Below are 12686 nucleotides of genomic sequence, written 5' to 3' on the forward strand. Positions count from 1 at the left end.
ATTAGTGGGTCAGCGTGGCTGGCGCGGCGTTGGCCGAGGCAATGGCCTCAGGCTGGAAACCGCCACCCAGCGCCTGAATCAGCTGGATCGACAGGTCGATCTGCTCGGCATTCAGGTTGGCCAGCTGACGCTGGGCCTGGAGCAATTGCTGCTCGATGCTGAGCACGTCCAGGTAGTTACCGATGCCGGAACCGTAGCGCTGGACCACGGTGTTGTAAGAATCCTGGGCGATGTCGGTGGCGTGTTGCTGGGCAGCGATCTGCCGACCGATGTCACGCAACTGGTTGATGCTGTCGCTGACGTCGCCCAGCGCCCTGACCAGGCTTTTGTTGTACTGCGCCACCGCCAGGTCGTAGTCGGCGTCGCGGGAATCGAGGTCGGCGCGTAGACGGCCACCGTCGAAAATCGGCACGGAAATCGTCGGTGCGACATTGAAGAAGCGACTGGCCGAACCAAACATCGCATCCCCCAACAACGATTCGGCACCGGCCGCGGCGCTGAGGTTCAAGTTCGGATAGAACTGGGTTTTGCCGGCAGCGATATTTTTGCTCGCCGCCTCGACCCGCCAGCGCGCGGCCACCAGGTCCGGACGACGTCCGAGCAGTTCGGCCGGCAGTACCGATGGCAAGGCCACGGCACTCGGCTTGAGAATGTTTGGCCGGGCGATTTCGTTGCCGCGATCCGGGCCTTTGCCAAGCAGCACGGCCAGCGCGATCTTGGCGCTTTGCAGGCGCTTCTCAGCGTCGATCAGATTGGCTTCGGAGGTGGCTGCAAGGCTTTCGGTCTGCTGGAACTGGTATTGGCTGTCGATCCCGGAACTCAGTCGGCGCTGGCTCAGATCAAGCATTTGCCGGGTGCGCTTGAGGTCTTCGGCGGACAGGTCATGGACGATGTGCGCCTGCCCCAGGTCGCTGTAGGCGCGGGCCACTTCAGCTGACAAGGTCAACTGCGCGGCCTGTTGATCGACTTCGGCGGCACGGGCCTGACCCAGCGCCGCTTCCCAGGCGTCACGCTGACCGCCCCAGAGGTCGAAGTTGTAATTGAAGATGGCGCTGATGTTGCGCACGGTGGCGTAATTGTCGCCCTGCCCCAACGGGTCCTGGTCACGGGCCAGACGCGAGCGGCTGACGCCGGCGCTGGCATCCAGGGTCGGCATCCGCGCGGCGTCGGCGGCATAGGCAGCGGCACTGGCCTGGTGGGCGCGGGCGTCGGCGATCTGCATGTCCGGGCTGTCGCGCAGGGCTTCGCGGATCAGACCGTCGAGCTGCGGATCGCCGAGACTTTTCCACCAGTCGCTTTTCGGCCAGGTGGCCTGCGACAGCGTCACGCCGCTGAGGGATTGCCCGGCCTTGAGGTTTTTCGCATCGAGGATGACGCCTTCGGTGGTCAGGCCACTGTAACTGGCGCAACCGGCCAGGCTCATGGCCAACAGCACCAGGCTCAGACAGGTGCGCAAGATTTTACTGCTCATTGGTCACCTACCCGCAGCAGGGTGATCGAGTCACCGGCCGCTACCAGGATTTTCTTAAGGATCGACTCAAGGGTTTTCAATTCTTGCGCAGTGATGGCACCCGCCAGTTCATTCATGGCTTCGGCGCCGATGTGCGGCAGAAGATCGGCCAGTTTCCGGCCCTCGTCGGTCAGCACCAACTGCACCTGACGACGGTCTGCCTCGGAGCGCTGGCGCGCGAGGAAACCTTTCTGCTCCAGACGATCGAGCATGCGGGTCATCGAACCGCTGTCCAGGGACAGGTGCCGACACAGCTCGCCAGGCGAATCGACGCCGAACTGGGCAATGATGATCAGCACCTTGAACTGCGCGGCGGTGATGCCGTGGGGCTCCATGTGCGTGTCGATGATCCGGTCCTTGAGCAGCGCAGCGCGCCCGAGCAGGAGGCCGAGGTGGCAATTGTGGAAATCGTCTGGCGTGAAATGTTTCATCTGAACACCAATTAGCTGCCTAGGCAGTGAATGTATGTCGAGATATTACTGCCTAGGCAGACAATGTCAACATAATAGTTAGGTTGCTTAGCAATTACTTGGCCAATGCCGTCGGTTATTGAGGCAAATTTACCGGCGTCATCGCCCGGAAAACCGTCGACACAACTGGAAGCAAAACTACCCAACTGGTTAAACTATGCCGCCGCGGCTCAAGGAGCCTGACTGAAGATCACGGGGACATCACAGTGGCCGCTCGACCACCCAAGCATTCGCGACTCACACCGCGCTGGCCAGCGTTGCGCCGCCTCTTCGGCAAGGTATCGGCCGGGCCTGACCGCCACTGCGCGAATGCGCGGGTCATTCACGACTACTTCCACCACAAGGCCTGTTCCCAGGGCTACACCCTCAGCCACAGCCAGCAACGGGTAATCGACTGCATGGCGCAGCACGCCTCGACGCTGTTGGGCACGGCGGGTAAGACACTGCCCGGGCTTTACCTGCATGGCGCCGTCGGGCGTGGCAAGAGCTGGCTGCTCGACGGCTTTTTCCAGGCGATCCCCTTTGCCCAAAAGCAGCGCCTGCACTTCCACGGTTTTTTTGCCCGCCTGCACGAGGGCATGTTCAGCCATCGCGATCAACCGGATCCGCTGGCGACCACGCTGGATGAGTTACTGCGCGATTGCCGGGTACTGTGTTTCGACGAGTTTCACGTCCACGACATCGGTGATGCGATGCTCATCACGCGGCTGTTCAAGGCGTTGTTCGACCGGGGGATCCTGCTGCTGGTTACCTCCAATTACCCGCCGGAAGGCCTGATGCCCAACCCGCTTTACCATGCACGCTTCAAACCGGTGATCGACCTGATCAATGCGCGCATGCAAGTCATGGAAGTCGGCGGGCCCCACGACTATCGCAGTCAGGCCAGACCCCATGCGCAACAGTTGTTCACCCAGGGCCGCTACGTCTGGCCCGCCACGCTGACGCAACGTCAGGCATCGAACCTGCCGGGGCCGAACGCGCCGGCCATTGCCCTGCCCGTCGGCACTCGCCATCTATCGGCCCGCTACTGCGAAGGACGCACCATCGGCTTTACCTTCAGCGACCTGTGCGATCACCCCACAGCGGTCATGGATTACCTGGAACTGTGCCGACGCTTCGATCACTGGATCATCGACGACCTGCCCGACCTTGCCGACTGCTCGATTGCCGCCCAGCAGCGTTTCATCAACCTGGTCGACGTTTTGTATGATCAGGACAAGCACCTGACATTGCTGGGCCAGCGCTCCCTGCGCGAAAGCCTGGGCGGCGACGCTATCGACCTGGCGCGCACGCGTAGCCGGTTGGGGCAATTGGGGGAGATAAGGGAGGAGATTTGATTCGGGGCAGGCATCTGTAGGAGCGAGCACGCTCGCGATGGTCGTCAACGATGACGCTGGGCACCTGACACCCCTCGGTGCACTCAAGTTCATCGCGAGCAGGCTCGCTCCTTGTATGTTGACCTTGATTCCATGAGAGAGGTTACGCTCAAGGATTCATTCAACAGCAAGTACGTTTCTGGGGGAGGCCGATCGCTCCTGAAGGCAGGATTTGCTCCTGACCTTGTCTGTAGAGAGGCCCCCCCGCCTCATTGCCCACCACGAAGAGTATCGAGAAGCCGACAAGTCGGACTTCGCATTACAAGGTTGCAGTGGCATGAAGTTCGAGGTCGGGGGAACCAGGTGCAATCTTACCTAAAGCCAAGGAAGTGAAAAGCAATGAATGCGCATGTCGGCATAGATATCAGTGCTCGCAGTTCAGCCATGGGATGGCGGCAGAACGGCAAAGCAGCAGGCAATGGAGACATTCTGCACACGCCCAAAGGTCGCAAGGCCGCTGTGGAAAAGCTGCTACGTCTCAAGCCGCTGAGCGTTGTCATGGAGGCTACCGGTATTTACTACCTGGATCTTGCGATGGAATTGCACGCCGCCGGCTTGCCGGTCTCGGTGATCAACCCCAAAAGCTTCCACAACTTTGCCAAGCTGATGTTGCAAAACAGCAAGACTGACCAGATCGATGCCCAACTGCTGGCCGAATACGGCGAGCGTATGGGGCCTAGGCTGTGGGTCCCGCCCACTGCGGAACAGATGATGCTGCGTGCGATTGGTCGCCACATCAACCGACTGATTGGCCATCGGACGCGAGCCAAGAACGAGCTGCATGCGCTACAAGCGACAGAAACGAGCATCGCACTGCTGATCGAGGATGAGAAAGACGCGATAAGCGCGTTGGACGCTCGAATCGATCGATTAAAACAGGCTGCGCGCGACGCCATCGCCAAATGCCCTGATCTGAGCCTGCAATTTCGCTGCATGATGGCGGCGCCCGGCGTTGGAGAGGCCTCGGCCATCGCCGCACTGGCTGAGCTGACGACCCTTCCAGTGACGCTTAAATCGGCACAGGTAAGCCGCTATGCAGGCCTGGATGTCAGACTGACCCAGTCAGGCACCAGCGTGAACCGGCCAGGACGAATGTCCAAGTGCGGTAATGCTTACTTGCGTGCAGCGATGTTCATGCCGGCGATGACGGCAATCCGTTGTGATGAGAATGTGAAGGCCTTCTACGAGGCACTGGTAGCGCGCGGCAAGAAGAAAATGCAGGCCATCGGCGCGGTCATGCGCAAATACCTAACCGGGTTATGGGCATGCATGCGCTCTGGAGAAGAATTTAATACGGCCAAGCTTTTTAGCAAAAAACATCTCGCGAAAGCTTGACCGTGAACAGAGTATCTACAGGTTTTTACTCGCCGTAAGGGCGGGGTTTTCAGTCGCTGTGAGGGCGGAAGTTAACCGGCCAGGCCAACAAACATATCCTGCACGTCGTCATGGTTATCGAGGCCTTCGAGGAACGCTTCGACTTCAGCCATCTGCTCATCGCTCAGGCCGCTGACCGGGTTCTTCGGCTGGTAGCCCAACTTGGCCGACAACACGGTGAAACCTTGCTCAGGCAGGGCTTTTTGTACCGCGTCCAGGTCAGTAGGTTCAGTCAGGAACAGCGTCGCGCCGTCTTCGCCCGGCTCGAAATCCTGGGCACCAGCTTCGATGGCGGCCATTTCCGGATCGGCGTCCGGGGTGTCCGGCGAGGCTTCGATCATGCCCACGTGGTTGAAGTCCCAGGCCACCGAGCCGGAAGCGCCCAGTTGGCCCTTGCGGAAGGCGACGCGGATTTCAGCGACGGTACGGTTGATGTTGTCCGTCACGCACTCGACGATCAGCGGCACCTGGTGCGGCGCGAAGCCTTCATAGGTCACACGATGGTATTGCACGGTTTCGCCGAGCTGGCCCGAGCCTTTCTTGATCGCACGTTCCAGGGTCTCGCGAGGCATCGAGGCCTTTTTCGCCTGTTCGACCACCAGACGCAGGTGTGCGTTGGTGGCGGTATCGGCACCGTTGCGCGCAGCAATGGTGATTTCCTTCACCAGCTTGCCGAAGATCTTGCCCTTGGCGTTGGCTGCCGCTTCTTTGTGTTTAACCTTCCACTGTGCGCCCATTACTCACTCTCTTGTCTAAGGCGCCGAAACATCTATTGGCCGACGCATGCCGCCAAGTTTATACGGCCTAAAGTTGGCAATCGACCAAAAAATCTCAGGGTCATCCACGGATCGACATCTTTACCGATGGTTGTAGGGCGATTCTGAAATTTCAATTGGCGATGTCCACAAGGCATGCGGGTTTCGTACTCTCTGCGGCCGTACTCCATGGCAGAAGCGCGTTCGATGCACAACGACAAGGAAAGTCCCTTCACCCTGACACTCCTCGACGACCAGCTGAGTTTGCAAGTGCTGCAGTTCAGTGGGCGCGAGGCCCTCAACCAACCCTATCGATTCGATATCGAAGTGATCGGCCTGGCACCGGCCCTCAACCTTGAACAGCTGCTGCAACAACCGGCGCTGCTCGACCTTGGGCAAGGCCAGGGCATCCATGGCGTGCTGCACAGCGCCAGCTGCGAACATCGAGGGCGAGGCCGGGTCGGCTATAAACTGGTCCTGGTGCCCGCCCTTCAAGCGCTGGATCGATTCAGATCGCGGCGGGTCTTCCAGCGTCTCAGCGTGCCCATGATCCTGCGCCAGCTGCTGGAGGAACATGACTTGCACGCAGACGGCTATCGCCTGGAACTGGCAGACGGGCACTATCCTCTGCGGCCTTTTTGCATTCAGTACGAGGAAACCGACCTGGCCTTGCTGCAGCGCCTGTGCGAGGAAGAAGGCATTCACTACCACTTCGAACACTCCCGTCACGGTCATGTATTGGTGTTGGCCGACGACAACATGAGCTTTCCCCAAGAGCCGCTGCTGATGCCTTTCCATGGCGATGAATCAGGCGATAGCGCTGCGCCGGTGATCAGCGAGCTGTTCCAGCGCCATGATTCACAAGCCGTTTACCCACGAGTGGAGGCGAAAAATCGCGGTGTTCAAGTCGATGAAGGCGCGGCCAATCACGCTTTTACCCACGCGTGTGCCCCCCCACCCACCCAGGAGCAGCGTCATCGAGATCAACTCGAGCGCCGCGATCTGCAGCGTATGCGTTGCCAGCAGTTACAGCTTCACGGTCAAAGCAATCAGTCTCTGTTACGCAGCGCACGCATCGTGCAGGTGGCAGACCATCCCGTGCCGGTGTTCAACGACCAATGGCTGGTCTGCCAAGCGCTGCATCAGGGCCAGCAGGGTTCGATCCTGTCTGAGGACAGCATTGCCCGGCGCTATCGCAATCAGTTCACGGCCATTCCCTGGTCGACAGTATTTCGCCCACCCCTGGACCAGGCCAGGCCGCGCATCCCCGGTTTCCAGCCTGCCCGGGTCTTTGGCTTGGCCGGGCAGCACGCTGCACAGGATGATCAAGGTCGCCTGCAGGTGAGTTTGTGGCCCGACACGGATGTCGATCCCGAGGCGGCCACTGGCCTCTGGCTACCTGTCGCGCTGGCAATGTCCGAGGCCCCAGCGCAAGCGATCCAGCTGTCTCCGACCCAGTTGCCACCGGCCGGCAGCGACGGCTGGGTCAGTTTTCTCGACAGCGACCCTGACCGTCCGGTGTTCTGCGCCAGCAGTGGGCAGCGCCGCAACCCGCCAGCGGTGCGCGCCGACACCCGCCGCAGTGACACCCGCCTGCTGCTCGACTGGCTGATCAATCGCACCGACCCCGAGCCTTGAGCATCAGCCCCTCCTGTTATTGCACGCACAGGCTAATGGCACCCGCGCTGTTTGACTGAGCAGTCACGGGGGCTGAGATGAATAAAAACAATTACTGATTAATAAGTGAAATCGATTTATCGTATTTCCAAAACAAGCTCAGCTTGTTACTGGAGATTCCCATGTCGGTTTCCCACGCCCAACTCAAAGCCTTCCATGCCGTGGCCGTGCATGGAAGCTTCACCAAAGCCGCCGAGCGGTTGTTTCTCACACAGCCAGCGATTTCCGACCAGGTGCGCAAACTCGAAGAGCGCTACGGTGTGTTGCTGTTCCACCGCAACAAACGCTCGGTACGCCTCACCGACCTGGGCGAGCGCTTGCTGAGCGTCACCCAGAAACTGTTCGTGATCGAAGCCGAGGCCCAGGAGTTGTTGCAGGATTCCCAGGCGTTGCAGACCGGCAGCCTGATTCTGGCGGTGGATGCGCCGGTGCATGTACTGCCACAAATCGCCCGGTTCTGCGAACGCTACCCTGGCATCAGCGTGAAGATCGAAACCGGCAACACTGATGAGTCGTTGTTCCGACTGTTCAACTATCAGGCCGACCTGGCGTTGCTCGGCCGCGAGGTGAGCGACGAACGATTGATCACGCTGCCGTTGCGCAATGACCCGATGGTGGCGTTCGTGTCGCGCAATCATCCGTGGGCGGATCGCGAATCCATTACCCTCGCGGACCTGGACGAGACGCCGCTGGTGTTGCGGGAAATCGGTTCGGTGACCCGCCAGACCCTGGAAGAAGAAATGGCCGGCGCCGGGTTCCGCATTCGCCCGGCGATTCAAGTCGAAGGTCGGGAAGCCGCGCGTGAGGCGGTGGTGGTGGGGATTGGGATTGGCGTGGTGTCGGCGGCTGAATTCGGCGCCGACTCGCGGGTGTGCGCATTGCCGATCACCGATTGCAAACGGCGGCTGACGGAAACGCTGGTGTGCTTGCGCGAACAGAGCTCGCGACGGGTGGTGGCGACGTTTCTGGAGATGGTGCGTGGGAGCCTGGTGTAGGCAAGCCCGACCCCTTCGCGAGCAGGCTCGCTCCCACAAGGGATCTGCGTCTACCGAAAATTTTATATACGACATAAAAACAGTGTGGGAGCGAGCCTGCTCGCGAATGCAGGCGACTCGGTCTACCTGCCTGGCGCCAACCCGAAAAACGCCTGAATCAAACGCAAATCCCGCCGCCGCTCCATGCACCCCATCATGTGTCGATTGACCAACCCCTCGCCAATGATCGGCACCGCCGCCACCCGCGGGTCATGGCTGACCTCCACCGACGACACCACGCCCACCCCCAACTCGGCAGCGACCGCCTCGGTCACCGCTTCCCGGCTGTCCAGCTCCAGCAACACCCGCGGATTGACCTTCGCCTGGACGCAGGCGTCATCGAAGGTGCGTCGGGTGATCGAGCTCGGTTCACGCAACACCATGATCACCTGGTCCAGTTCCTTGAGCGGCACGCCTTGGGTCCGCCGCGCCCAGGGATGACCCTCGGGTACCAGCGCGCAAATCCGCGATTCGCTCAGGGCTTGAAAATGCAGGCCCTTGCGCGGCTCGACCTCGGTCAATACCGCCACGTCGGCATGCTCGGACAACAGCGCCGCCAAGGTTTCCTGGGCATTGCCCAGGCGCAGGTTCACGGTGATTCCCGGATAACGCGCGCGCAGGCTCGCGAGCATCGGCATGACCATGTGCGGGCCGTCCGCCGCCACTTCCAGGCGCCCGGTCAGTAACTGCCGGTTGGCCTCCAGCATCACTTTCGCCTCCTCGGCCAGGCCAAACATCGCCCGGGTGATCGCCGCCAGCCGGGTGCCCTCCTCCGTCAGCTCCACCCGTCGGGCGGTGCGGCGCAACAGGGTGATCTGGTAGTGCTCTTCCAGCGACTTGATGTGCCCGGTGACCGCCGGTTGGCTGATGAACAGCCGTGCGGCGGCCCGAGTGAAACTGCCCTCCCGGGCCACGGCATCGAAAGCGCGGAGCTGAAACAGATTCATGAATAACTCTCACTGATGGCTGGCATAACAACAAACAATTTGATTGATAACTCGGCAAATTGCAATTTAGGCCCCGTAGCTTCATCCCATCGATTGCGAGGACACGAGAATGAGTACTGCCGCCCCCATCCTGCTCACCCCCGGCCCGTTGACTACTTCGGCCCGCACCCGGCAGGCGATGATGGTTGACTGGGGTTCATGGGATGACCGCTTCAACCAGCTGACCGCCAGCCTCTGCGAACAACTGCTGGCGATCATCAACGGCGCGGCCAGCCACCACTGCGTGCCCCTGCAAGGCAGCGGCACCTTCGCCGTCGAAGCGGCGATCGGAACGCTGGTGCCGCGCGACGGCAAGATCCTGGTGCTGATCAACGGCGCCTACGGCAAACGGCTGGCGAAAATCTGCGAAGTGCTGGGGCGCTCTTTCAGCACCTTCGAAACCGCCGAAGACGAACCGACCACCGCCGCCGACGTCGACCGTCTGCTGCGGGCCGACGGCGGCATCACCCACGTTGCACTGATTCACTGCGAAACCAGCACCGGCATCCTCAATCCGCTGCCGGAAATTGCCCAGGTGGTCGAGCAACACGGCAAACGCCTGATCATCGATGCCATGAGCTCCTTCGGCGCGCTGCCGGTGGACGCACAAGAGGTGCCGTTCGACGCGCTGATCGCCGCATCCGGCAAATGCCTGGAAGGCGTGCCGGGCATGGGTTTCGTTTTCGCCCGCAAAGAATCCCTGGCCAACGCCGCCGGCAACTCGCACTCCCTGGCGATGGACCTGCACGACCAGCACACCTACATGGCCAAGACCGGGCAATGGCGCTTCACCCCGCCGACCCACGTGGTCGCCGCGTTGCATGAAGCCCTGCTGCAATACAACGAAGAAGGCGGCCTGCCAGCCCGGCACCAGCGCTATGCCGCCAACTGCCAGGCCCTGATGGAAGAGATGGCCGCGCTTGGACTGCGCAGCTTCCTGCCCGCCTCCATCCAGGCACCGATCATCGCCACTTTCCATGCACCGAAAGATTCGCGTTATCAGTTCAAGGAGTTCTACGAGCGGGTCAAGGCCAAGGGTTACATCCTCTACCCCGGCAAGCTGACCCAGGTCGAGACGTTCCGCGTCGGCTGCATCGGCCACGTCCAACCAGCCGAAATGCGCGAAGCCGTAGCGGCCATTGCCGAGGTGTTGCGCGAGATGGAAGTGCTAGAGATCTAACCAGTCCCCCTACCTCCTGTAGGAGCGGGCTGTGGCGAGGGGATTTATCCCCGTTCGACTGCGGAGCAGTCGCAAATCCGGTGAATGCGGTTTATCTGATGCACCGTAATCACAGGCTTAGGGCCGCTTCGCGACCCAACGGGGCGGTGCGACGTTTCGCTAAATCCCCTCGCCACAGCCCGCTCCCACAGGTCAATCGAACTCCCAAATAGCTCGTTCTCATAGGAATTTGATCACCATGAACTACACCAACCCAACCAAACTCCAGGCCGCTATCCTCGACTGGGCCGGCACCGTAGTCGACTTTGGCTCGTTCGCGCCGACGCAGATTTTCGTCGAGGCCTTCGCCGAGTTCGACGTCCAGGTCTCCATCGAAGAGGCTCGTGGCCCGATGGGCATGGGCAAGTGGGACCACATCCGCACCCTGTGCGACCAGCCGCAAGTCGCCGAGCGCTATCGCAACGTGTTCGGCCGTACGCCGACCGACGATGACGTCACCGCCATCTATCAGCGTTTCATGCCACTGCAGATCGAGAAAATCGCCGAACACTCGGCGCTGATTCCCGGCGCCCTGGACACCATCGCCAACCTGCGTGAGCAAGGGATCAAGATCGGCTCCTGCTCCGGTTATCCGAAACAGGTCATGGACAAAGTCGTCGAACTGGCCGCCACCAACGGCTACGTCGCCGATCACGTGGTCGCCACCGACGAAGTGCCGAACGGCCGCCCATGGCCAGCTCAAGCATTGGCCAACGTGATCGCCCTGGGTATCGACGATGTTGCCGCTTGCGTGAAGATCGACGACACCGTGCCGGGCATTCTCGAAGGCCGTCGTGCCGGCATGTGGACCGTGGCGCTGATCTGCTCGGGCAACGCGCTGGGCCTGGACTACGAAGGCTATCGTGCCCTCGGCAGCGACCAACTGGCCAGCGAACGCAAGCGCATTCACGCCTTGTTCGAAGGCTCACGCCCGCACTACATGATCGACACCATCAGCGATTTGCCAGAAGTGATTGCCGACATCAACAAGCGCCTGGCCAAAGGCGAGATGCCGCAGGCCAACTGATTCACCGCCCCCCCTGTAGGAGCGAGCTTGCTCCTACAGAGGGCATTCCGCGTCCCCCCTCGGCTACTGGCTGATCGGCCTGCACGCCGTCGCCGGGCTGTATCACCACTATGTAGTGGGCGATAACACCTTGCTGCGGATGACGCCCAAGCGGGTGACCAGCAATACCTGAGACCAACGAAAATCCACCCCATATCAGGTTTGTGGATTGAATCCCCGACGGCCCTGCAATCCACCGGTGTGGATAAAGACCAGTCGCGTACCTCGGGCAAACTTCCCCGCCTCGACCTGCTGCCTGAGCGCCAGCAACGCCTTGCCGGTGTACAGCGGTTCCAGCGCAATGCCGCTGGCTTGTTCGGTCTGCCCGATGAATTCGAGCAACAGCGGGTCGACCTTGGCAAAGCCACCTCGGCTGGCGTCGAACAGTTCATAAGACGGATCATTCACGCCCGCCTCCTCTACGATGCTCTCGACCTGCTGTGCCACACCGTGATCACCGGGCACCGCCAGCGCACCGTAGACCGGGTGCTCTCCCGCTTCGGCCATGACCAGGCCGGCCAGGGTCGTACCGGTCCCACAGGCCAGCCACCAACCGTCGTAGTCGCTCCAGCCCAGGCCACTCAGTTGTCGGCGGGCCAGTGCTTTGAGCTGCACGCAGCCCTGTGCCCCCTGCAAACCGCCGCCGCCTTCCGGGACCGCAAGCAGATCGGGATACTGCGCCTGCCATGGTTCCCAGAAACCCGCTTCATTCCGCGCCCGATAGCCGCCATAACCGAGCCAGTGCAGTTGCATGCCGAGCGCCTGCAAATCGTTCACCGTCGGCGTTTGCTGAGGGTGCCCGCGCAACAGGCCGATCGTGGCGAATCCGAAACGCTTGCCGGCAGCGGCCAGCGCATGCAGGTGATTGGAATGCGCTCCGCCGAGGCTGATGATGCCTTTGGCGCCAGATTGGTCGGCGGCTTTGAGGTGTTCGGTGAGCTTGAACCATTTGTTGCCGCTGATCAGCGGGTCGATCAGGTCCAGGCGCAGGATGGCGACTTCGATGTCGGCGGTGGCGAGCCAGTCGAGGTGGAGGTGGTCGAGGGGGGTTGGGGGTAGCCAGTTGGAAGCAGAAGAAAACATTGGCGCCTGATTTAGCTCATGAAGAGCCAGCATTCTAGTCGCTCATAAGCAGCTATCGCGAGCAGGCTCGCTCCCACAAGGGATCTATGAACGACACAGATCAAATGTGGGAGTGAGCCTGCTCGCGATTGCCATT

Annotated in this window: 11 protein-coding genes and 1 pseudogene; 7 read left to right on the forward strand and 5 right to left on the reverse strand. The window is 61.1% G+C overall.

Going from position 1 to position 12686, the window contains the following annotated elements; genetic code table 11:
- Position 1: 1 nt before the first annotated feature.
- A complete protein-coding gene (locus ACA058_RS20500; RefSeq protein ID WP_497635665.1) occupies positions 2–1471 on the reverse strand; it encodes an efflux transporter outer membrane subunit in 1470 nt (489 codons plus the stop codon).
- On the reverse strand, positions 1468–1941 hold the full coding sequence (locus ACA058_RS20505) for a MarR family winged helix-turn-helix transcriptional regulator (RefSeq protein ID WP_497635666.1): 474 nt from the start codon (positions 1939–1941) through the stop codon (positions 1468–1470). Before ACA058_RS20505 ends, ACA058_RS20500 begins: the two co-directional genes overlap by 4 nt.
- Positions 1942–2186: 245 nt before the next feature.
- Here ACA058_RS20505 and zapE point away from each other — a divergent pair, with 245 nt between their 5' ends.
- A complete protein-coding gene (gene zapE, locus ACA058_RS20510) occupies positions 2187–3317 on the forward strand; it encodes a cell division protein ZapE (protein ID WP_497635667.1) in 1131 nt (376 codons plus the stop codon).
- 378 nt (positions 3318–3695) lie between these two features.
- Positions 3696–4691 carry an IS110 family RNA-guided transposase gene (locus tag ACA058_RS20515; protein ID WP_497634894.1) on the forward strand — a complete coding sequence of 332 codons (996 nt, stop codon included), beginning with the start codon at positions 3696–3698 and terminating at the stop codon, positions 4689–4691.
- Between the two features lie 71 nt (positions 4692–4762).
- Here the strand turns inward: ACA058_RS20515 and ACA058_RS20520 are convergent, their stop codons facing one another.
- Positions 4763–5467 carry a YebC/PmpR family DNA-binding transcriptional regulator gene (locus ACA058_RS20520; RefSeq protein WP_497635668.1) on the reverse strand — a complete coding sequence of 235 codons (705 nt, stop codon included), beginning with the start codon at positions 5465–5467 and terminating at the stop codon, positions 4763–4765.
- A 225-nt stretch (positions 5468–5692) separates the two neighbouring features.
- On the opposite strand from ACA058_RS20520, the gene ACA058_RS20525 reads away from it, so the two are divergent.
- A complete protein-coding gene (locus tag ACA058_RS20525; protein ID WP_497639974.1) occupies positions 5693–7123 on the forward strand; it encodes a type VI secretion system Vgr family protein in 1431 nt (476 codons plus the stop codon).
- Between the two features lie 161 nt (positions 7124–7284).
- A complete protein-coding gene (locus ACA058_RS20530) occupies positions 7285–8157 on the forward strand; it encodes a LysR family transcriptional regulator (protein ID WP_497635669.1) in 873 nt (290 codons plus the stop codon).
- Between the two features lie 122 nt (positions 8158–8279).
- Here the strand turns inward: ACA058_RS20530 and ACA058_RS20535 are convergent, their stop codons facing one another.
- A complete protein-coding gene (locus tag ACA058_RS20535; RefSeq protein WP_497635670.1) occupies positions 8280–9143 on the reverse strand; it encodes a LysR substrate-binding domain-containing protein in 864 nt (287 codons plus the stop codon).
- Positions 9144–9252: 109 nt separating this feature from the next.
- On the opposite strand from ACA058_RS20535, the gene ACA058_RS20540 reads away from it, so the two are divergent.
- From ACA058_RS20540 to ACA058_RS20550, 3 genes and pseudogenes are all read left to right on the forward strand, one after another.
- Positions 9253–10362, forward strand: a complete 1110-nt coding sequence (locus ACA058_RS20540) for a 2-aminoethylphosphonate--pyruvate transaminase (RefSeq protein ID WP_497635671.1) — start codon at positions 9253–9255, stop codon at positions 10360–10362.
- Between the two features lie 238 nt (positions 10363–10600).
- The gene (gene phnX, locus ACA058_RS20545; RefSeq protein WP_497635672.1) at positions 10601–11428 is read left to right on the forward strand and encodes a phosphonoacetaldehyde hydrolase; all 828 of its coding nucleotides are present in this window, start codon (positions 10601–10603) and stop codon (positions 11426–11428) included.
- Between the two features lie 58 nt (positions 11429–11486).
- Positions 11487–11600: pseudogene (locus tag ACA058_RS20550) on the forward strand (cytochrome B); the annotation flags it as partial.
- A gap of 23 nt (positions 11601–11623) precedes the next feature.
- On the opposite strand, the gene ACA058_RS20555 reads toward ACA058_RS20550, so the two are convergent.
- The gene (locus ACA058_RS20555; protein WP_497639975.1) at positions 11624–12550 is read right to left on the reverse strand and encodes a 1-aminocyclopropane-1-carboxylate deaminase/D-cysteine desulfhydrase; all 927 of its coding nucleotides are present in this window, start codon (positions 12548–12550) and stop codon (positions 11624–11626) included.
- Between the last annotated feature and the right edge of the window lie 136 nt (positions 12551–12686).

Source organism: Pseudomonas sp. LBUM1649 (genome assembly GCF_059716155.1).